The organism is Acinetobacter sp. ABJ_C5_2, assembly GCF_044538485.1.
Taxonomy (GTDB): domain Bacteria; phylum Pseudomonadota; class Gammaproteobacteria; order Pseudomonadales; family Moraxellaceae; genus Acinetobacter; species Acinetobacter nosocomialis_A.
In genome coordinates, this window is sequence record NZ_JBIUCS010000011.1 from 12,501 (window position 1) to 33,595 (window position 21,095).

At 40.4% G+C, this 21,095-nt stretch carries 24 protein-coding genes; 3 read left to right on the plus strand and 21 right to left on the minus strand.

Annotated elements, in window-relative coordinates; all coding sequences use genetic code 11:
• Positions 1–31: 31 nt before the first annotated feature.
• The 12 genes from ACH8JV_RS11535 to ACH8JV_RS11590 are packed head-to-tail and all read right to left on the minus strand — an operon-like array spanning position 32 to position 10,455.
• Entirely contained in the window at positions 32–1,498 is a 1,467-nt protein-coding gene (locus ACH8JV_RS11535) for an aldehyde dehydrogenase (protein WP_005124539.1), read from the minus strand.
• A gap of 13 nt (positions 1,499–1,511) precedes the next feature.
• Entirely contained in the window at positions 1,512–2,303 is a 792-nt protein-coding gene (locus ACH8JV_RS11540; RefSeq protein WP_209048729.1) for an aspartate dehydrogenase, read from the minus strand.
• Between the two features lie 15 nt (positions 2,304–2,318).
• The gene (locus ACH8JV_RS11545) at positions 2,319–3,113 is read right to left on the minus strand and encodes an SDR family oxidoreductase (protein WP_000009973.1); all 795 of its coding nucleotides are present in this window, start codon (positions 3,111–3,113) and stop codon (positions 2,319–2,321) included.
• A 15-nt stretch (positions 3,114–3,128) separates the two neighbouring features.
• The gene (locus ACH8JV_RS11550) at positions 3,129–3,953 is read right to left on the minus strand and encodes an alpha/beta fold hydrolase (protein WP_396521369.1); all 825 of its coding nucleotides are present in this window, start codon (positions 3,951–3,953) and stop codon (positions 3,129–3,131) included.
• A 36-nt stretch (positions 3,954–3,989) separates the two neighbouring features.
• Entirely contained in the window at positions 3,990–4,511 is a 522-nt protein-coding gene (locus tag ACH8JV_RS11555) for a cupin domain-containing protein (RefSeq protein ID WP_336169476.1), read from the minus strand.
• Between the two features lie 23 nt (positions 4,512–4,534).
• A complete protein-coding gene (locus ACH8JV_RS11560) occupies positions 4,535–5,758 on the minus strand; it encodes an MFS transporter (RefSeq protein ID WP_396521371.1) in 1,224 nt (407 codons plus the stop codon).
• A gap of 42 nt (positions 5,759–5,800) precedes the next feature.
• The gene (locus tag ACH8JV_RS11565) at positions 5,801–7,012 is read right to left on the minus strand and encodes an NAD(P)/FAD-dependent oxidoreductase (protein WP_396521373.1); all 1,212 of its coding nucleotides are present in this window, start codon (positions 7,010–7,012) and stop codon (positions 5,801–5,803) included.
• Positions 7,013–7,040: 28 nt separating this feature from the next.
• Positions 7,041–7,970, minus strand: coding sequence for a VOC family protein (locus ACH8JV_RS11570; protein ID WP_396521375.1), 930 nt, complete (start codon positions 7,968–7,970; stop codon positions 7,041–7,043).
• A gap of 11 nt (positions 7,971–7,981) precedes the next feature.
• A complete protein-coding gene (locus ACH8JV_RS11575) occupies positions 7,982–8,746 on the minus strand; it encodes an SDR family oxidoreductase (RefSeq protein WP_000024374.1) in 765 nt (254 codons plus the stop codon).
• Positions 8,739–9,806 carry a Rieske 2Fe-2S domain-containing protein gene (locus tag ACH8JV_RS11580; protein WP_396521377.1) on the minus strand — a complete coding sequence of 356 codons (1,068 nt, stop codon included), beginning with the start codon at positions 9,804–9,806 and terminating at the stop codon, positions 8,739–8,741. The genes ACH8JV_RS11575 and ACH8JV_RS11580 overlap by 8 nt, the downstream gene beginning before the upstream one ends.
• A 16-nt stretch (positions 9,807–9,822) precedes the next feature.
• The gene (locus ACH8JV_RS11585; RefSeq protein WP_005070730.1) at positions 9,823–10,122 is read right to left on the minus strand and encodes a recombinase-like helix-turn-helix domain-containing protein; all 300 of its coding nucleotides are present in this window, start codon (positions 10,120–10,122) and stop codon (positions 9,823–9,825) included.
• Positions 10,123–10,149: 27 nt separating this feature from the next.
• A complete protein-coding gene (locus ACH8JV_RS11590) occupies positions 10,150–10,455 on the minus strand; it encodes a non-heme iron oxygenase ferredoxin subunit (protein ID WP_002117586.1) in 306 nt (101 codons plus the stop codon).
• A 273-nt stretch (positions 10,456–10,728) separates the two neighbouring features.
• On the opposite strand from ACH8JV_RS11590, the gene ACH8JV_RS11595 reads away from it, so the two are divergent.
• Complete coding sequence (locus tag ACH8JV_RS11595; RefSeq protein ID WP_199968365.1) at positions 10,729–11,541, plus strand: IclR family transcriptional regulator; 813 nt, start codon at positions 10,729–10,731, stop codon at positions 11,539–11,541.
• A gap of 45 nt (positions 11,542–11,586) precedes the next feature.
• Here the strand turns inward: ACH8JV_RS11595 and ACH8JV_RS11600 are convergent, their stop codons facing one another.
• From ACH8JV_RS11600 to pnuC, 4 genes are read right to left on the minus strand one after another with little or no spacing between them, the layout of a single operon-like run.
• Positions 11,587–11,886 (minus strand): hypothetical protein, encoded by a 300-nt coding sequence (locus ACH8JV_RS11600; protein WP_348888763.1) that lies wholly within the window; start codon positions 11,884–11,886, stop codon positions 11,587–11,589.
• Between the two features lie 22 nt (positions 11,887–11,908).
• Positions 11,909–12,376 carry a hypothetical protein gene (locus ACH8JV_RS11605; protein WP_396521380.1) on the minus strand — a complete coding sequence of 156 codons (468 nt, stop codon included), beginning with the start codon at positions 12,374–12,376 and terminating at the stop codon, positions 11,909–11,911.
• A gap of 21 nt (positions 12,377–12,397) precedes the next feature.
• On the minus strand, positions 12,398–12,997 hold the full coding sequence (locus ACH8JV_RS11610) for a hypothetical protein (RefSeq protein ID WP_263613130.1): 600 nt from the start codon (positions 12,995–12,997) through the stop codon (positions 12,398–12,400).
• A 46-nt stretch (positions 12,998–13,043) separates the two neighbouring features.
• On the minus strand, positions 13,044–13,634 hold the full coding sequence (gene pnuC / locus ACH8JV_RS11615) for a nicotinamide riboside transporter PnuC (RefSeq protein ID WP_049065220.1): 591 nt from the start codon (positions 13,632–13,634) through the stop codon (positions 13,044–13,046).
• 407 nt (positions 13,635–14,041) lie between these two features.
• On the opposite strand from pnuC, the gene ACH8JV_RS11620 reads away from it, so the two are divergent.
• The gene (locus ACH8JV_RS11620) at positions 14,042–14,986 is read left to right on the plus strand and encodes a DMT family transporter (RefSeq protein ID WP_396521383.1); all 945 of its coding nucleotides are present in this window, start codon (positions 14,042–14,044) and stop codon (positions 14,984–14,986) included.
• A 159-nt stretch (positions 14,987–15,145) separates the two neighbouring features.
• Positions 15,146–15,934 (plus strand): crotonase/enoyl-CoA hydratase family protein, encoded by a 789-nt coding sequence (locus ACH8JV_RS11625; RefSeq protein WP_396521385.1) that lies wholly within the window; start codon positions 15,146–15,148, stop codon positions 15,932–15,934.
• Positions 15,935–16,038: 104 nt separating this feature from the next.
• Here the strand turns inward: ACH8JV_RS11625 and pgaD are convergent, their stop codons facing one another.
• From pgaD to ACH8JV_RS11650, 5 genes are all read right to left on the minus strand, one after another.
• The gene (gene pgaD, locus ACH8JV_RS11630) at positions 16,039–16,458 is read right to left on the minus strand and encodes a poly-beta-1,6-N-acetyl-D-glucosamine biosynthesis protein PgaD (RefSeq protein WP_311072180.1); all 420 of its coding nucleotides are present in this window, start codon (positions 16,456–16,458) and stop codon (positions 16,039–16,041) included.
• An 85-nt stretch (positions 16,459–16,543) separates the two neighbouring features.
• Positions 16,544–17,800, minus strand: coding sequence for a poly-beta-1,6-N-acetyl-D-glucosamine synthase (gene pgaC, locus ACH8JV_RS11635; protein WP_261491610.1), 1,257 nt, complete (start codon positions 17,798–17,800; stop codon positions 16,544–16,546).
• A 13-nt stretch (positions 17,801–17,813) separates the two neighbouring features.
• The gene (pgaB, locus tag ACH8JV_RS11640; protein WP_396521387.1) at positions 17,814–19,808 is read right to left on the minus strand and encodes a poly-beta-1,6-N-acetyl-D-glucosamine N-deacetylase PgaB; all 1,995 of its coding nucleotides are present in this window, start codon (positions 19,806–19,808) and stop codon (positions 17,814–17,816) included.
• A gap of 236 nt (positions 19,809–20,044) precedes the next feature.
• On the minus strand, positions 20,045–20,386 hold the full coding sequence (locus ACH8JV_RS11645) for an FKBP-type peptidyl-prolyl cis-trans isomerase (RefSeq protein ID WP_002054441.1): 342 nt from the start codon (positions 20,384–20,386) through the stop codon (positions 20,045–20,047).
• A gap of 87 nt (positions 20,387–20,473) precedes the next feature.
• Positions 20,474–21,004 (minus strand): YaeQ family protein, encoded by a 531-nt coding sequence (locus tag ACH8JV_RS11650; protein ID WP_396521389.1) that lies wholly within the window; start codon positions 21,002–21,004, stop codon positions 20,474–20,476.
• Positions 21,005–21,095: the final 91 nt, after the last annotated feature.

Below are 21,095 nucleotides of genomic sequence, written 5' to 3' on the forward strand. Positions count from 1 at the left end.
CCTCAAAATTTGTTTTCAGTCCTTGAATTTATTAATCGCACCAAGGGTTAGGCTGTTCATTCAGCCCCATATAAATACTCTTTTGTTGCATGTACGATAAAATGCCCAAACGGCCTTTCTCGCGCCCGATTCCACTGTCTTTAAAACCACCAAACGGCGCACTAATCGAGAATTTTTTGTAGGTATTAATCCATACCGTTCCTACTTCTAAGGCACGTGCGATGCGCCAAGCTTTGCGATAGCTTTCAGTCCAGATACCTGCGGCAAGACCAAAACAACTGTCATTGGCTTGGGCAATTAAATCTTGTTCGTTGTCATATTTCATAACGACTAAAACAGGGCCAAAAATTTCTTCCTGACAGGTTTGAGCACTGTTATTTAAGCCCGTGATAATGGTCGGTAAGTAATAACTTCCTTTGGCATAATCACCAGTCGTAAGTGCCTCACCACCAATCAGAACTTGACCACCTTCGCTTTTAGCAAGTTGCACATAGCGATCAACTGACTGCAAATGTTTGTCATTGACCAGTGGTCCTAAATGCACGCCTGCCTGTTCCGGATGGCCCACACGTAAACCTTTGGTAATTTCAACCAAACGCGTTAAAAACTGATCGTAGAGACTGCTATGAATAAACAAGCGAGAACCTGCGATACACGCTTGGCCTGCCGAGCTAAAAATACCGTACGCGACACCTTTAGCAGCCAGTTCGACATCTGCATCTGGTAAAACGATAGTTGGTGACTTTCCACCTAACTCAAGCGAAGTGGTAATCAGTTTATCTGCGGCAATGTGTGCCAAATGACGCCCCGTGGTTGTTCCACCTGTAAAAGAGATTTTACGAACCAATGGGTGCTGAGCAATTGCATCACCAATCACTGAACCGCGCCCCACTAACACACTGAGTAAGCCTTTTGGTAAACCTGCTTCTTCAAAAATTTTGGCAAGCTCTAAAGCAATCAGTGAAGTTGCTTCTGCTGGTTTCAACACCACGGCGTTTCCTGCTGCCAAAGCTGGAGCAAGCTTTTGAACTTCACTCGCAATTGGAGAGTTCCAAGGAGTAATAGCTGCCACAACGCCTACAGGTTCATGCACGCTCATGGTCATAAAGTCTGGAGCACGTTGAGTGGTAAGCTCATCGTTCAGTGTTTCACATGCTGCCGCAACATAGCGTGCAGTTGCCGCCGCGCTCATCACCAAACCGCGAGTTTCGGTTAAAGGCTTCCCATTATCGCGGGTTTGTAGTTTCGCTAATTCATCTACACGCGCTTCAATAATGTCTGCAACTTTATAGAGAATACGTGCGCGCTCATGCGGCAAGCTGTTTCTCCAGCTCGGTTGACGCCAAGCCTGATCCGCTTTTTCAATTGCTTCATTTACATCTTCAAGCGTTGCTGTTGAAAGCTCAGCGTTTACCGACTGATCTGCCGGAAACAGGCTTTGAATGACTGCACCACGGCCTAATCGCCATTCACCCGCAATATAAATTTCCTTTGCCATGATCAAATCCTTCTTAAATCTGTATTGCTTCTACACTGTTGCGACAAGCACGAATCACGCTAAGCGCAGCCAAAGTTGATGTTTTCGGGTTACTTGGCAGCGGCACACCCACCAGTTCAATGGTCATTTGTCCAAAGCCACCTTCCGCCACAATGGTGTGTTTGTTCTTGTTGATAGTTGGATCAACAGTTAACTCAACCATGGTTTCATCCATTCCAAGCCCTGCAAGTGCAATGGTTGCTGCAACGTTGGCATTGGCCGGAAATTTCATGGCAGCTTCACGGGCAGTTCCAGTAAAAAAAACCGTAGGTTCTGAAACATGGTCTAAATCGACCAATTGCTCTGCATAACTACCCTTCCAGCTTTTTGGACTTTTACAGCCTTTATAAGTGACCTTTTGCAAGCCACCTTCTTTGGCCGCAGAAATACCGTCAATGCCTGCGATAGCCCCTGCCAGTAAATGCAGATGTGCGTCATTTTTTTCAGCAGTTTGCTTAAGCTGAACCAGAAACTCGTTATCAGCTAAAGTACCCACCGAAATCAGCCCAATGGTCCAACCTTTCGCTAAAACTTTTTGAGCATGCTCTTTTACTGCTGCTTGACCTGCCACCTCAATGACATAGTCTGGTGTACCATCACATTGCTCAATATCGGAAATCACTTGAATCTCGGAAGAGACTTGTGACTGCACTTTTTCAATACTGCGAGATGGCACTACAATCCACTTGAGTTGCAGATCTTGAGGCAAGTGGGCATACACTTCTGCTGCCATTGCGCCAAAACCAATCATCATCAACTTTTTCATGACAGCACCTGATATTTATAAATGTTTGTTAAAACCACCCGAGACATCTATTGCCGAACCTGTGGTGTAAGATGCCAATGGTGATGCCAAGAAAACTAAAGCACGTGCAGGCTCTTCTGGACGGCCTAAACGCTGCATAGGAATGCCGCGATTTTTTGCGATATTGCCTGTCCATTCTTCCCATGACAGATTTAAATCTGAACGGGTTTCATAACGGCGTTTCCACTGCGCAGATTCCACCATACCCAGTAAAATCGAGTTCACACGAACACCATATTGAGTAAACTCATGCGCCAACGAATGGGTTAAATTCAACAGTGCAGCGCGGGCAGATGAAGTCGCAATCATGTGCGGTTCCGGTTGCAATGCCAGTAACGAGTTCACATTGGTAATTGAGGCATTTGCCGACTGTTTTAAGTCGTCGAGAAAAGCTCTTACCGGATGTAAAACACTGAAATATTTCAGCTCGATTTCTTTCATCCAGTCTTCATCTTGTGTGTTTTCAAAATTTGAAACACGGCCTTGCCCAGCATTGTTAATGAGCATGTCCACATTGCCCAAATTGAGTTTGACCTCTTTGGCAAATTGCTGAACTTCTTCTTTTTTCAACACATTGCATGCTTTGGTAAAAATATTGGCATGCGGAAATTTTTCTAAAATATAGTGCTTAGACGCATTTAAACGTTCTTCATCGCGACCACACCAAGCAACTTTTGCACCCTCTGCAACTAGTATTTCAACAGCAGCCAGCCCAATCCCAGATGAGCCACCGGTAACAACTGCAACTTTTCCTTCAACTTGGAAGCTCATAATCCTTAATCTCTCTTACGATTGTTCCTGAATCGTCAACATAATTTGGTTAAATGCTTGCGGTTGGTCGACATAACTTAAATGTCCTGCATCTTCTATGACGAAGCGCTGTTCCAACTGCAATTCCTGAGCAAGCGCTTGTATACCTAACGCAGGAGTGATTTGATCTTGCTGCCCTGCAATCACTGTGCATGGGACTTTTAAATCGGTTAAATAATTACGTATTTCGTCATATGCCAGTAAGTACGATGCATGTGTGAAACCTTGTAAGGTCAACTGCTGCATCACTTCTGAAACTAAAGCTAAAGCCTGTGGCTCTTGTTTATAAATCAAATGAGGTCCACGGCTTTGGGCCATTCCTTTAGCACCGAGTTCTTTCAACATTTTTGGTCTTTTTTCAAAAACCTGAATTTGTGTCTGTTCATCGTGGCGTTGGTAGCCTTGCGCCAAGTTAGCAACCACCAAGTGTTTCACTCGCTCTGGGTAAAGTGCAGCAAATGCACTGCCCTGTAAGGCACCTAAGGAGTGTCCCACTACAATTGCTTTTTCAATTTTTAAAACATCGAACAACCCTGCCAAACGCTTTGCGTAGTCGGTCGCATTCGGTTGATCCGTTAAAAGTTCATCTGATTTGCCATAGCCCGGTGCGTCCCAGGCAATGACATGAAAATGATGAGACAGCACTTCAAGTTGGTTTACCCATGAAGCAGAACCGGAGCTAATGCCATGCAACAGCACAAGGTATTCGCCCTGACCAGCTTCCCGATAGGCTTGTTGCTGGCCTTGAACATTGACCATTTTCACCGGAAATTCTGCTAACTTTTCAATGAGTGTCATCATTTTTAATTCTTTCCTTTCATTCACTTCATCAAACAATTAACGTTTGATTTGAGACAATGGATGCTCTGGTGGATAGTTTGGAATGGTTGGTTTACCTGTTCCCAACATCACACACATCAAGGCATCTTCTTGACCTGGGTTAAACAGACCACGGTAGATTCCCGGTGGAATTGAAATCAGGTCACGCTCTTTTAAACGGGTTTCAAATTTTTCGCCGTTGTGCTCAATGAACAAATCAATTTCGCCGCGAAGCATAAAGAAAACTTCTTCAACATCATGGTGAATGTGCAAAGGACCTTCACACTGTGGTGGCAAAACCATGGTTGAAAATGTGAAGTTTTCTGCTGGTACAGTGTTGCCGTCATTCGCAACACCTGTTGCACCCGTACCCATGTAACGCATTTGTGCACGGCGATATTTCGGGTCGTAATCTGCTTGGAACTTCAAAGCCTCAAAGTCATATTTACGTGTCTCAAAGCGAGCAATACGCGTGTTTAACCAATCTTCTAAAGAAGCATTTTCTGGTTGTACCCACGATTCGAATTGTTGTGTAGTCATTTTTTAAACTCCTATACAGTGAATTAATAACGTTTTAAAAGAGGAACTAAGAACAACGATCCAATGACAGCAACTGCAGCCAAGAAGGTAATTCCTAAATTAAAACTATGTGTTTGCATCACGATGTAACCGATAAGAACAGGCGCAATTGCACTTGCAAAATTACCTAAACCATTAAATATTCCACCTGCAGTCGCCCCTACATTTGAGGTCGTTACTCTTGCAAGCAGAGCAAATACAGCTGCTACTCCAAAACCCCACGCCATCGCGCTTAAAGACATGGCAGCAATAATCAATAGTGGCTCAGTCATAATGACCATTACGTACATGAAGATGCCCGCGAGTAATAAACCGCTAAATACTTGAATCGCGCGGCGGCCTAAATTGTCAGATAAAAATGCACCGATAATTTCGCCAATTAACATGGCAATGAACGGAAAGCTTGAATACATCCCAAACTCTTTGAGATTGAATCCTTTGTCTTGCATAAGGTAAGAAGGAACCCAGCTATTTAAGCCCCATAAATAAGTCATCAACGCAATGTTAAAGAGACAAACCAACCAGAATGCGCTGTTGCTGAGCAGCAATTTAGTATTGGCAATGTGGCCTTTGAAATTGGTACGTTTACTCTCACCATCAATTTCGACAGTTTTCTTGAGCTGCAAGTTACGTAAACCAAAAACAATGCTTAAAATTGCAATGAGTGTGAGCGCAGCCATCACAAAAAAAGTGGTGTGCCAGTCGTGGTGTGCCAGAACGGCTGCCGTAATTGGGAACCCAAGGAATGCACCAATCGGTGTACCCAGTAAGAACATGGTTGAGGCACGTGCCTGCTGACGGTCTGTATAAGTCTGCTTAACAATGGTATATGCCAAGGCAAATAAAGGACCTTCTGCTAAACCGAGCAATACACGTAAAATCAACATGCCTGAATAACTGGTGGTGAAGCCCATGCAAAACATGAGTAAACCCCAAGAGGTCACGCTCCAGAACAGCATTTTCTTTGGGTTAAAGATGTCACCCAAAAAGCTTAGAAAAACTGATGAAAAACCATAAGCAAGCAAGAAACTTGTCATGAGCCATCCGAGCTTGGCCTTATCTTCAGCAATTCCCATTGCACTTTGAAAATGAGGATCTGAAAATAAAACCGCAATACTAATCTTGTCGAAAAATGCCAGTACTACACACACCATAAGGACAAAAGCAGGTACCCAATGCTTTAATCCACTTTTTTCTTCATTACTCATGTGTCATTCCTTCGATTTGGTAATGAGAACCAGATTTAATGTTTACGGTTTTAACTTCATGACATTAAATTCAGCATCTGCTAATAATTTTGGATCTAAAACGGTATTGGCTTGCATCCAACGCTTTGCCAGTTTGACTAGCTTCGAGTCATTAATGGCAATCATATTCAGCAAGCGATTTTCATGGTCCAGATATAAATAGCTCACCTGATCTTCACCACTTTGGCGAATCACCACTTCTTTGGTTTTTTCAGGTTGATACGTGCCTAAAATCTGGATATTAAAGTGATATTGATCAGACCAAAGCCAAGGAATATCGGTATATTCAGTTTCAATTCCGAGCATTGATTTCGCAGCTGCAATCGCCTGATTTTGTGCATTTGCCCAAGACTGAATGCAATAGCCCAAACCCGGATGAATCGCGACATCGCCTGCGGCATAAATGTCTTGATCCGAGGTTTGTCCAAAACAATTCACCACAATGCCATCTTTCACATCGAGCCCAGCATGCACGCCTAACTCTTTCGCAATTTCGGCACCTGCACCCACTACAACACAATCAAATAACTGGCTATGTTGAGGATGGTTTACCACTTCAACTTTTTGATCTGGTGCTTCCACTAAGTGAAGGCTCTTGCTGTCTAAATGAATTTTTGTGCCTTGAGCCTCATGCATATTTTTTAAAAATGCAGAAACTTCCGGACTCACACTTCTTGCACATAAGCGGTCCCCATATTCAAAAATATGAACATCTTTGCCTTGCTTACGTGCAGTTGCAGCGATTTCCAAACCAATCCAGCCACCGCCAATCACAGCAACATTTTTTGCATTCTTTAAAATTTCAGCCAGACGTTCACAGTCACGTACATTTCGCAAAGTCACAACATTTGGAATGAACTGCCATGTATTGACGGGTACACGGGCACGGCTTCCTGTTGCAATCAACAATTTGTCATACGGCAAGATGTGGCCACTTTCTAAATGAACCTGTTTTTGCTCACGATCGACTTTTGTCGCAATTTCTGGTTTATGCCATTGAACGTTGAACTCTTGAACCTGTTCAGGTGAGAACAGATTCAAACTTTCATAAGTTGCTTCTTTTGAAAGTACTTGCTTAGACAGTGGCGGACGCTCATAAAACACTTGATCTTCATTTGAAACCACGTGAATTTCGCCCACATACCCATTTTGACGTAAGGTACTTACTGCCCAACCCGCTGCCTGTCCGGCACCTACAATTACGATCTTTTCCATAGCCATCTTCCTTGTAAAGCAATCCCTGTTAAACAGGCTTCACCTGACGGCGAGTTGTGTCATCAAGACCACCATCAATCGCCCATTCGGTGAAAAGCTCTAGACGATGTTCTTCTACACGTGGCTGCCATTCTTCGGTCAAATAATCATCGTTGGTGTAATATTCAAATGCACCACCCAATGGTGAGTTGACGTACCAGAAATAAGCAGAAGAAATTGGATGACGTCCCGGTCCAATAAAGGTTGACCACTCTGAACGGTTCATATGTAAACCGCCTCCAATCACCTCATGAATATCACGGACAACAAATGCAACGTGATTTAGACCCGCAGGTTTATTTGGAACGCTAAGTAAGAATAAATCGTGGTGATAACCTTCACCGCGGCAACGTAAGAATGCACCACGATTTTTATAGGCATCCGATAAATGAAAGCCTACTTTTTCAATATAGAAGTTTTCAGTAGTTGCCAAATCCGGTGTGAAAAACACCACATGTCCAATCGCAACAGGTTGACCTTTTTCATAAACAGGACTTGCTGCATTCACACGTTGAATGTTGCCGTATTGGTTAATACCTTCCGTTTTAAGTTCAGGTACTTCTTTAACAAAACTTTGTTCAAAACGAATGGTCATGCCATTTGGGTCAAGACACTGAACTGTATTTTCAGTACGTTTAAAACCGTCTACATCGGCCAAACGAGCTGCCAAGTCTTCAAGGTCTTGAAGACTATCAACACCCCAAGTGACTTCACGTAAAGTTGAACCTTGCTCAATAGCAGGCGGCAAACGGTTATCATCACAATTAAATAGATAAATCTTGCTGCCGTTTTGAGTCTGGTATAAATCTGCACCTTCAATATCCGAAGTACTTTGGCTTAAACCAAAATCTGCCAAAAACTTGTTTGAAGCGGCTCTATCTTCAACTCCAAACTTTAAAATCTCGATCCCTGTAATCATTTGACTACTCCTTAGTTAAAGACAAAACCGCCATTGACCGGAATATTTTGACCTGTCACAAAAGAGGACAAATCCGACAGTAGATACAATGCTGTTCCATTTAAATCTTGTGGAAGTTGCTGGCGTTGAATCGCTCTTCCGTTAACATATAAATCATGACGTTCCTGTGGCACATACTCGGTTGCTTCAACCAGTGTCAGCCCCGGAGACAATGTGTTGACACAGATATTGAACTGTCCCAACTCTCTTGCCATTGAACGTGTCATGGCAACAATTGCACCTTTACTTGCCACATAAGCCATCAGGTTCGGTGCGCCCCAAAGTGCTGTATCTGACGCAACATTAATAATTTTGCCGGCAGCCGATTGTTTTAAATGTGGAATACACGCTTTTGTAATTAACCATGTGCCTTTTACATTAATATTCATGACTCGATCCCAAAGTTCAGGATCGTAATCAATCATATTTTTTCCACCGACATTGGTTGCAAGCGCTGCACAGTTCACAAGGCCATCTAGTCCTTGTAATACTTCCACGCTTTTTGCAACCGCATTTTCAATAGAGTCTGCATTGGCAAGGTCAACTGTTACTGCATGAACGTTTAGCCCTTGTTGCTGTAACGCTTGCGCTTCTTGTTGCACCAAGTCAGATAAAATATCTGCCATCACAACTTCAGCGCCTGCCTCAGCAATGGCTTGAGCGAAATCCCGCCCTAAACCACGTGCGGCACCAGTCACTAAAACTTTTTTGCCTTGCAACAACGCTACATTAGCCATGAGCTTCTTCCTGCATCTCGATACGGTTTGATGCATTTAGTGCAGCAATTTTCTTTAATTGCTTCTCAGCTTCTTTCTTCATTAAACGGCGTAAACGTGCAAGTCCAACATCGTGTTGATATAAGAATTCTCGTGCACGTGCATTTGGCGCAAGGTTTTCTAAAATAATGCGGTCTTGTTCCAATACATCCCAATGCAATTGTTCTAAATGATTGCGATATAAGAAGCGCCATACATTACGTTGCCAACCACTCACCTTACGACAGCGCCAGAAAAATACACGGGTATTGTTGGCATCAATTGGCGTTGCGTAACCCACAATCCAGAATTCACCACCCGGACCAAACTGTTTACGGTAAGGAATTGAAAGACGTAACCAACTTGCCCCAGTCGAACCATATTCAACCCAGTCAAAGTTCACACCTGTTTGGCCTTCTTTTTCAAAAACAAAACCATTTTCAGTTGTGCGGTGTTTCATCTCTGCGGTACGTTCACCTTCTGCCATTGAGTGTGAAGTACAGTGCAAATATGTACCGTGCATTGGGTCCATGACGTTATCAATGGCATATTGATGGTTTACTTTCCAGTCTGCTTGGCAAAGAAATGCACTCCACTCTTCGCTTGCAAGTTGCTCTGGAAACTCAAGCGGTGCTGGTTGTTCATTTGCATCAATACCAAACCAAATGAAGATTGCGCCATGTTGCTCAATGACCGGATAGTTCTTTAAACATTTGGTTCCAGTCATTGGACATTCATGAACGGCCGGCACATCAGCAACGACACCATCAGCGCGAACTTCAACACCGTGATACCAGCAAGCTACTCGGTCACCCAAGTTCCAACCAAGTGAAAGACGAGCACCGCGGTGTGGACAGCGATCTTCAAGTGCATGAACCTGACCTTCGGCATCACGCCAAACCACAATATTTTCACCTAAACGAGTAATTCCAACTGGATTAGCAGCGACTTCCCAACTTGCTAAAACTGGGTGCCATTGGTCACGTAAACCAAGTTCTAAATATTCTTCAGCGCTTTGTGAAGTTGATACGATTGCGTTCATTTTATTCTTCCCTGAATCAATAACCTAAACGTTGCATTTCTTCTGTAAAGCTTGCAGAAGTCCATTCATCACCAGATTCACAGCGGAAACCTTGCTGATTAAGTGCAGAAACAACATCATCTAACTCAGTTGCGCCCGCAGAAAATGCCTGAATCAAGTTCTTTACAAAATCTTGTTCATAGAGCGTTGGTTCTTTATAACGTGTTTGCCAAACCAACAATTCAGATTGACCAGGAATTTGAATATTGTTGATACCTGCTTCGGTTGCCGGCGTTGCATGAATCCAACTTGCCAACTTTTCATTAAATGTCTTCATTGTTCTGCTTCCTTGTACATGTGAGGACTAGAGTTGAATTTGAATATCCTGTCCTTCAACACGAACTGGGTACGTACATAGGTTTCTACACCCGGGTCCACTTTTTAGCTCACCTGTCTGAATGTCAAAAATTGCTTCGTGCAATGGACATTCCACAGTTTGATCTTCGATAAATCCTTCGGTTAATAAGGCATACGCATGAGGGCAAACATTTTCGATAGCAAAGTAATTTTCATCGACGAAAAATACGCCTATTTTTTTCCCTTCAATTTCGATGGCTTTCGGCTCATCTTCGCTAACGTCACCTTGCTGACAAACTGAGATCCAACTCATATCTTGCGTCCTCGTTTTGTTTTATATACAAAACTTAATTTCATTTTCAAAACACAAGCAAAGAATAATACTGTTGGTTAATTTTTGTCAAAGTAAAAATAAACATATAAATCATGCAATTAATTAATTTTAAATAATTTGTTACGTTTCAAAATAAAAACTTTGTTTTAAATATAAAAATTGTTTTATGCGATCTTTATAATTACAATAGTTCTAAAATAAAGCATAATGCCCTAATTCGAACCCTGTTTTATTTATAGGAAAACAACACGAATGAGCCTAGAGATTGAAGAAGATTCGCAAGAATCAGAAACAACAAAAAATGATGATCGGTATTTAGTACCAGGGCTTGTGCGTGGTTTAGCCATCTTGCAAGCTTTTAATCAACAAGCACAAGAAATGACGATTACAGAAATTGCCGAAATTTTGGAAGTGAACCGTTCTAGTGCATTTCGTCTGATCTACACACTTGAAGCTTGCGGTTACTTAAGGAAAGCTTCACAAAAAACGTATGCTCTCGATTCAAAAGTCATGGAGCTTGGTTTTAACAGTTTATCGAAGCTTTCATTACTCGATTTATCAACGCCTTTAATGAAAGAACTACGTGACCAGACCAAACTGGCAGTGCATCTGACTGTTTTAGAAGGTACACACATTGTTTTTGTAAATAACGTTCAATCTATGGGAACGTTTACCAGCAATATTAGTTTAGGTACTCGCTGGCCTGCCCATGCTACAGTTATTGGTCAAATGTTATTGTCAGATTTACCAGAAGCAGAAGTACGACAACGTTACCGTAATTTCAATGAGTGGGATAGTTATTCAGAACTGACCCCAACCAGTTTGAAAGCACTCTTACAAAAGTTGAGTTATGTAAAAACTCAAAAATCGATGGTGAGCTGGGGTCATTACAACCACGATATGGCTGCTTGTGCTGCCCCTATTTTCAAACAATCTAATGGAAAAATGGTGGCGGTTCTTTCAGTGAGCTGCCCAATTACCACTTATGATGAAAAGACCTTTAAAGAAGATATCGCCGCTATGGTGATCACAACCGCAGATAAAATTTCAAAATTTATTTATTAAAAAAAGCGACGTTAAGTCGCTTTTTTTGTGCTTTTATTTCTTCAATTAAAAAATACGCTTAAAAATTTCACCATTCATATCCTGAAAACTCAGTATCGAATAACTTTCTTTAATATCAAACTTTAAGCACTGCTGTTTAAACTGTACCACTGCATAAAACTCTTCAGCACCATCATCTAAACCTGTCGCAGAGACCTGTGTGCCTTGTGGAAAATCCTTGAGCCATGCAGCCTTATAAAAATCTGACACTGAATTAAAATCTATATATTTTGTGGGTTCGGCCATAATTTTTTGGGCCATCGCATCAAACTGTTGCTGTTTATATATGACTAAATTCAGGATCATGGCTATTCTTAAAGGTTAATCATTAACAGTCATCAATAGAGTGCGTATAGTAGTGTAATTTTCCATTACGGAAATGAAAATGTAAGCCATCATTAGTACCTTTCCAAGGAAATATAGAGTAAGTATGATTTTCAGATATAACTATTTGTTTACCAAAAAACTTTTTAAAATCATTCTCGGTAGTTAAATGATTAAATAATCGAGAACCATACTTTAGACCATTTTGCTGGCTTACATATACCTTATCTAAAGATCCCGTAGAGAGTATCACTCCATCTTCATATACCCATTGATCTGGAAAATAACCACCATTGCATTCATCAGCTTCACCTTTAATAACCTGCTTTGGCTTTTTCAGATTATTTAAGGGAATATCAAAACTGTTTAATACCTTACCATGCCATAAAGGTTTAATATTTACTTGCGCATAAGAGGTAGTTGCTAGTAAAAAACCAATACAAAATAAAAATATATGAGTTAAATTTTTCATAAAAATCCAGAAATTAATGATTTAAAAGTTTTGTGCCTTAGTCTTATTAATGATCAAACCTTTTTGTTTGTCTTTCATAATGATTAAAGGAGATCCAACTTTCTTAGTTTTGGTATTATCCAAATATTTTTTCTTCTGTAAATAAATCTGTTTGTCTTTAATAAAGCTATCTATGGAAGTTTCATCATCCGTATAATAACTAATATCTTGTGTATAAATATTTGACCAGTCCGCTACCCAAAAAATAATAAAATTTCCACCACGCTCCTGATAATTGTCTATTGCAAAGGTTTCAGAATCAATTTTATATATAGTCTGACCTGCTATTGAGGATATATCCTGAGTTTGCGCTTTAAAATAATAGGTTTTATTTTTATCTAAATTGATAGCAAATACATTATAGCCTAGCGCATCAGCTATATCAGGCTTAAAGCAAGAATAGCTTTGTATTTTTACCTGTGCCGTCTGTATAGCTAATTTATTATTTTCAGCAGCTTCATCTTTCTGACATGAATCCGGTAATTTACTAAGCTGCTTTAAAGGAACAGCATTAATCTGAGCATTTGCATAACCAGAACAAAGAAATAAACAAAATAAAAGTTTTTTTAAAGTATGAGTCATCAAATAATTTCCAAACAGGATTATTGTTTTAATATTTTCTCATACATTAAATCGTTTTTTTCAAATCTATATGATCGTTCTGTTTTCTTTTAACCTTTTCCCATTGATACCAACCATAAGCTGCCATTAACACAAAGGCTGCATATAAGGCTGAAGTTAAAAATAGATCTTTATAAATAAACATGCCCACATAAATAATGTCGACAAATACCCAAAGTATCCAAGTCGCAATATGTTTTCGACTCGTCCAGTAAGTTGCAAGCAAACTAAATGCGGCAAGCTGTGAGTCGAGCATAGGCACTGCTGCATCGGTAAAGTTTTTAAGTATCAAACCAAAAAGTAAACCACCTACCGCGGCAATGATCATTTGAAAAATTGCAACTTTAGGAGCTATTGGTTCTATACGAATGTCATGATCTTGTTGCTTTCCTTTGAGCCAATAGTAAAAACCATAAAAATTTACAGCCATAAAAAAGAACTGCAAAATGGTTTCACCATAAAGCTTAAATTCGTAAAACAAATAGGCGTATAGAACAAAGGCAAAGAAATTAAACAGCCAGCACCACATATTGCGAATTACAGTTAATCCGACTCCAATTAGACTAATTAAGACCGCAAAGATTTCTAAAGGTGACATAAGAGCAGCTGCTTATTGAGATCAATTTGACGAGGTATTATGAGAAAAATATGGGGCTAAGCAAACAACTAATTTAGCGTATTCAAAAAAATCTATATTCCACGCTTGAATCTAATTTGTACTTTTCTATTTATATGTTATAAAAATATCATCTATATTTTTAATATACTTATCATGTTTTTATCTAAAGCCCCTTATTGTCTAGCGCGTCAATTCTACGCCCCAGAGATTAAGTTCTGTGTGGTCATTTGGCGACGTCCTTGTTTTGGACAATTTGGCGCTTTGAATAAAAAAATCAAGAAGTTAATTACATAATATATTCTCTGATTTTTCTTAAAAAGCCGCCATAAAACGCGGCTTTTTTTATGTCCGTTCATCCTAAAAAACATCACTTTATGGAGCTCTATATGAAGCCTTTATTTGAACCACAGAGTACGTCCAGCCCGCAGATTCAGCCGGCTGTAGCATTACCCTCATCTCCGACTCGACTCGCTACAGCCGGCCAATTTATTGCGGTCATTGTTATTTGGTCGCTTACACCACTCGCCGCCGTCTGGACAGTACAAGAACTTCACTGGGTATGGGGATTATTCCTTCGCTTTAGTATCGCTATTCCGATTGCCTTACTGTGTCTAAAATTTTTCCGTTTAAAACTGATCTTTAGTAAAAAAGCAATTTTAAGCTACTGTGCAGGAGCCATTGGTTTGTTTGGTTCCATGGCTTTTTGCTATATGGGTGCAGATAAAGTTCCTTCGGCCATTATTTCAATTATTTACGGCACCTCTCCTTTAGTATCTGGGCTCATTAGCTCTTTTGTATTAGGACGCGAGCGTTTTTCATCTTTGCAGTGGCTTGGTCTCGGTATTGCTCTTGTCGGGATGAGTTTTACATTAGGGCTATCTTCATCGGGTTTTCAGCTCAACAGTATTGGTATTATGCTAGAGCTGATCGCTATGCTGTTTTATGTATTGTCGACTTTTGCCGTAAAATCTGTCGGAGCGCATATTCATCCCATTATACAAATGACGGGTTCTAGCCTTGTCTCATGGGTGGGTTATGTATGCTTGTTGCCTTTCTTCTGGTCACATCTTCCAACTGAATTTCCAAGTCTGAAAATTTCACTCGCGGTCTTCTATAGTGCTGTCTTTTCTTCTGTACTTGCCATGATTTTTTATTATCAGCTTATTAAGGTACTACAGCCGACGACGGTACTACTTATTACAATTATCACCCCTGTTTTAGCCACTTTTTGGGGAACGTGGTTCAACCATGAACAACTTAGCTCACATCTTGTTTTAGGTTTAATCATGTTATGTCTAGGGCTATTGATGTATTCAAGGCGTTCTGCATAAGCTTATACAACCTGACTCATCTATGAGTCAGGTTGCACTTTTAACTCATATTTATAGCATCATTTTATTTTCACTTACCAAGTCATCAACAAATTGTATTTGATCGTTTTTAAATGATTGTTTAAAAGATAATTAAAGACAAATAAAGAGCGTGAGAATATGTCAAATCAAGAAGGGAAAGTCAGCCGTGAAACTCGAGGACATATTTTTTTAATTGGTCTAGATCGGGCAGCAAAACGCAATGCCTTTGATAGCCACCTCATTAAAGACTTATCACTAGCACTGACCGAATATGAAAATAATGATGCTCTGCGCTGTGCAATTATTTTTGCACATGGTGACCATTTTACGGCGGGTTTAGATTTAGTTGAGTTACAACCTAAACTTGCTACAGGTGTTTTTGATTTTAGTGATGAAGAAATTAACCCGTGGGGTACAGTTGGCCGAAAACTAAGTAAACCATTAATTGTAGTCGTACAAGGTTATTGCTATACAGCTGGCATAGAACTATTTCTTAATGCAGATATTGCAATTGCGAGTGAAAATACTCAGTTTGCGCAAATGGAAGTCCAACGTGGCATCTTACCATTTGGCGGCGCAACTGCCCGCTTTACTCAGGCAGCGGGTTGGGCTAAGGCCATGCGTTATTTGCTCACTGGTGACTCTTTTGATGCAAAAACAGCTTTTGATATGAACCTGATTACAGAAGTTTGCCCAGAAGGTACGGAGCTTAAACGTGCAATAGAACTGGCTGAAAATATCGCGCAAGCTGCACCACTTGCTGTAAAAGCGACCCTCGCTTCTGCCCGTGAAGCCATTAATGAAGGTTATGAAACTGCTTTTAGCCAATTACAGAGCCATCTTCAGCCTTTACTCACCACAGAAGATGTTCAAGAAGGTGTGTTTGCCATGTTGCAAAAAAGACCGCCTGTTTTTAAAGGTAAATAAAACCTACTCAAACTTATACTTCGCGGTTTAAAACTTATTACTCTCTAAGCATATATGCAAAAAGAAAGCCCACATCATGTGGGCTTTCTTTTTATTTATTAGGTTTATTCAACTCTAACAATTTTACCAAATTCATCATGGTGAACGACCGTAATTTTTTGGCTACGGCCCTGTTCAATTTCTTGCTCTGGCAAATCAAAGTAGCGTGCATAATCATCTGTCTGTTTCATGTTAAGTGCACTCCCCCCAACACGGCGTTCAGGCAATACATGACTCCATAGCAACAAACCAATTGCACAAGCAATAAGTGCTGTAAAGCCATGCTCAATTCCCACACCAAAGGCACTAAATAAACGGTGTACCAAATGTGTTTTTTGTAGTTCAACCAATAGCCATACAAACACGAACGGACGCCACAACAACAACCAACCGCCCCACATCATGGCTGTGCTTGTTGTAGAAACATAGCGTTTGTGCCATGGTAATTGACGACGTAAATCAATAATCAACGAATTTGTCTTCATTTCTCTTTACCTAACGAAGTGCTGCGGTTTTCCCCAGACATCAATACAGCACGATCTTTAAAATCTCATGACTCTTGCATTTCATCTAACGAATGCCCCGATCCGGGCTCACCCAACGTGCTCGTTTCTCATCTCCACGTCGTAAGACTTTTGGAAATGCCACAATGGTTGCCGAAATGGTGATTAGCCAAAAGACCAATGGATACCAGATCATCCAGAAATAGTTTTTTCCTAGATGCGGTTCATAGCGACTATCCATCCATTTGCTTAAAGCAAACTGAATTAGACAGGTTGCCCCCAATAAAATACCGCTACCATACGGTAAAAATGGGGAACTCACAACGGCTAAAGCAGGGACCGGTAAAATAAAATGTACCAACCACAACACAGCCATTGCCAGCATTAAATATGACCAGACTAAAGTTAAGCAAAGCTCAAACATGAGAGGCCATAAAAAATTCAATTTTGGTTTGGTGAACACATCAATGTTTTTAATTAAAACCTGTGCTCCACCCATTGCCCAACGTAAACGCTGTTTCCACAAACCGTTTAAGGTTTCAGGCATTAAAATCCAGACCAAGGCATTCGGTTCAAAACGAATGTCCCAACCCGCACGCTGCAATTTCCAAGTAATGTCGATGTCTTCGGTCAACATATTTGGAGACCAATAATCGACTTGGTGAACAGCACTTTTACGGAAAGCGGTAATTACACCAGACACCGTAAACAAACGACCAAATGTACGCTGTGCACGTTTGATCATTCCCACAATCGAAGAAAACTCACCGACTTGAATACGTCCTAACAAAGTTGAACGCGTACGAATACGTGGGTTTCCAGTTACGGCTGCAACTGTTGGGTTCTGAAGAAAATGACGAATCATCCATTTTGCTGCATGCGGGTCAAGCAAAGCATCGCCATCGATACCAATTAAAAACTCGGCATCAGTCATCAGGCTGCCTGCCTGTAGGCCCATTGCTTTACCTTGGTTTTGTGCAAGGTGAACAACACGAAGCTTTTCGTATTGTTCAGCTAAACGGTCCAGCACTTCACCCGTATTATCCGAACTGCCATCATTAATCGCAATCACTTCAAAATTAGGATAGTCCAGTTTTAAAGCATGACTAATGGTTTCCTCTGCGTTATCACCTTCGTTAAAGCAAGGAATAAGTACAGCAACTTTCGGATAGCTTTCTAATGGAGCTGGTTGATCGTAAGGTGGAGCCTTACGTTCCTTCCAATAGAAAATGACCGCACCTATCATCCATAGATATGACATAAACAATGGATAATAAAAAACGAATTTTAGGGCGTGCGACCATATTGCAGCAAAGATTGTCATATTTCAGCCTCGTCTATGGCACAAGACGAGATGACTTTTCAGCAAATGCTTTATGCATCACGTTCACGTCCGGATGATCTTTAATTGGGTCATCTGGGTAGTATGCAACATGCATTGCACCTTGTTCATAGAGAGAATGAATCGTCGCAGCCATTTCAGTTGAAGGTACCTTTTCGTTATTACGCCAGTTCGTTGCTTGTAGCTCAAAAACTGTTTTCTTAATGCCATTTGGATATTGCTTAACGCGATCAACCATATCTTTATAGAATTGATCTGAGTTTTTCACTTGCTCCATATAAGGCATCGCCATAATAGCAGTAAAATCATAACGGTTTAATGACTCTTCAAGTGACTGAGAGTACCAATTTTCCGCATATGGTTTTAAAGCCACTTGCGCATATAAATTACGTGCTGTTAACAGGAATGGCTCATATTGACGAACCTGATCCACAAGCTGCATCGCAAAATCATCTAAATATCTGGTTTTGTATGCAGTCCACTTTTGCAAATCTTCGTCATTTGCACGAATTTTTGCCAAGTCTGTTGGTAAGCCTTGTTTTGCATAAGCTTTTAAAGCATCTGGGCTTGCATCTTCATAATCAGACAGGGTCACATCGTCATGGAATAAAATTCCATTGAAAGACGATGACTTCGCTAAGTCTTGATATATTTCACGGATAGTTTGACGCGCTTCAGGTGAAAAAGGACTTAAACGAATGTATCCCATATTAAGGTGTCCACCCGTTTTATCCTGTTGGGTCATAACCAAATCTTTTGATACAGGATCAGTTTTTGGTAGTTCCCATGCCAATAATGGCATCCACGCATAAATACGGCTTACAGGAGTACGTGTTTGAATTTGCCATGCAACACGGTTAAATAAATCAGCACGCATAGGAATATGTCGATTTGGGAAGTATACCATATCGGCAGAACCATTCGCATCTGCATCAGAGAAAGCCTGCAAATAAACTGTATTTACGCCCATTGCATTAATACGGTCGAGTAAATTACCTAAATTACGCTCTTGCTGTTGCGGGTCTGGATCATAGATATAGTCGAGATCCACATGCATGATTTTTTGCGGACGGTTATTATCCGTTAAATTTAACTCACGGTTTTTAATCTCTTGAGCTAAATCATTTGTGCTCATTCCGCCCTCTACCAAAATACGGCTCATATTTTGTAGAGACTGTTTCGCGTGATCTGCGCCATCATCAAGTGTGATGGTAATTGGCATACCAAGCTTTTTAGCAATTTGAACAGTTTGCATATTATAGCGGCCATATGGCCACACCATAATACGTGGTGAACGTATACCATGTTCTTTAAGCAACTGATTATTCTTTTTTAAATCGTTATAAATTCGGGCCTGATATTGGCTGTCGTTTTCATACGTTTTAGTTTTTACGTCATAAAAACGGGTCGTTGCTGCAGGTTCAGAGTTTCCTTGCGGGTTGCCTGTAATACCACGGTGTAAATGATAACTATGGCTTGCAATTTCAACAAAACCGCTGTCTTGCATTTCTTTAAGTTCAGGCCAGCTTAAGATTTTATCACGTGAAATTTCTTCGCCAGAAAAATCAACTTTCTGACTTGCTTTAGGCTCTAACCATGAACCAACAACAGCAAGTACTACCGGGATTTTTTTAGCCTTAATCACTGGATAGGCATTTTGATAAAAAGACTGATAACCATCATCTACAGTTAATAAAACTGGCTTGGTCGGCAGTGCAGTTTTGCCCTGATGAGCACGAATCAACTGATCTACAGTAATAAAATGGAAACCGTTTTTTTGCAGCCAATCAATATGCTCACTAAATTGTTTCGTGGTCACTGCATATTGAGGAATTAAGGCATTTTTAGTATCGGTAATTTCATGATAGCCAATAACAGTAAGTTCTGAAGCATCTATTTTAGGAGGCTTAGCTAATGCCATACCTGACAAGCCTGCTAAAGCCAAGCCAAGCGTTAGATTCAACAAAGGAGATGCAAAACGGGTAATCATGAAATAGCGTCTCAATAGCAATATAGATTATTTATGTGAAATTTAAACTTAAGAACTAAACCTTATGTCAATTTAGCCCTTAGGTTCAGCCTGTCCCAAAAGAACAGTTTTTCAGTTCACCTTTATAATCAAATAAACTGAAAATAATCTTAAATATTCAAAAAGCTAAAATATAAATAGTGAATGTATTTATATTTAAAGCTTATATATAAAATCAAACCCTAAAGAATTTGATATCACTCATCACGAGTTTTTACGTCAAATAATTCGATTTCAAAAATCAAATTTGAATTTGCCGGAATAATCTTACCCATTTTGCGTTCGCCATAAGCTAAATGCGCAGGAACAATAAGTTTACGTTTTCCGCCCACTTTCATTCCCATGATGCCTTGGTCCCAACCTTTAATCACACGGCCTGTACCAATGACACATTCAAAATAATTTCCGCGGTCAATTGAAGAGTCGAATTTAGTACCGTCTTCTAACCACCCTGTATAGTGCGTGGTAATTAAAGCACCTTTAACCGCTTCTTTACCTTCGCCTACTTTTAAATCGATAATTTCTAATTCAGTGATCATAACATTTCCGTTTCATTTAAATTCACAGCTCAGACTCAATCTTTAGTCTAGCAAGTGAAGTTGTAAAATTTGTTTCGCTTTCCAGTTTTACTGTAATTGTGTCCACACCACGTTTGCTTGGCCCTTTTCACCAAGCAGAGTCCACTCTGTGTCCATAACATTTAACTGTAACTGCATAGTGCGTTCACAAAGCTGTTCTAACTCTGCTGTACTGTCAGGCGCAATTTGCCATACCTGAACATTACTCAAAGTTTTAATTTTACTGTTTCTCTTCCACCAGTCTTCGACTTGTGAACCATAAGCAACAATTGCCACATTTTTACAACGGGCACTGGCTTTTTTCACTTTATCTTCAGAAGGTAAACCGACTTCAATCCAGGTTTCTAACTGCCCTGTTAAGTCTTTTTGCCAAAGTGCAGGCTCATCAGTTTCAAAAAGGTCTTTGGTAAATTCAAGGCTATCACTGGCAAAACGTGCAAATGCCATAACACGAACCATTAATCGTTCTAAAGTTTCTGAAGGATGTAAGGCAAGCGTCAATTGATAATCGCCATAAATATGGTCATCCATATTGGCAATGTTCAGATCCGCTTTATAAATTGTTGCTTTAAGCGCCATAGTTGATATGTCCAAAAATTTGGCGCTAAGAATACTCGATTTTAGTTAAAAAATTATAGAAAAAACGCAGTAACCCAAAACTTCTTTCACT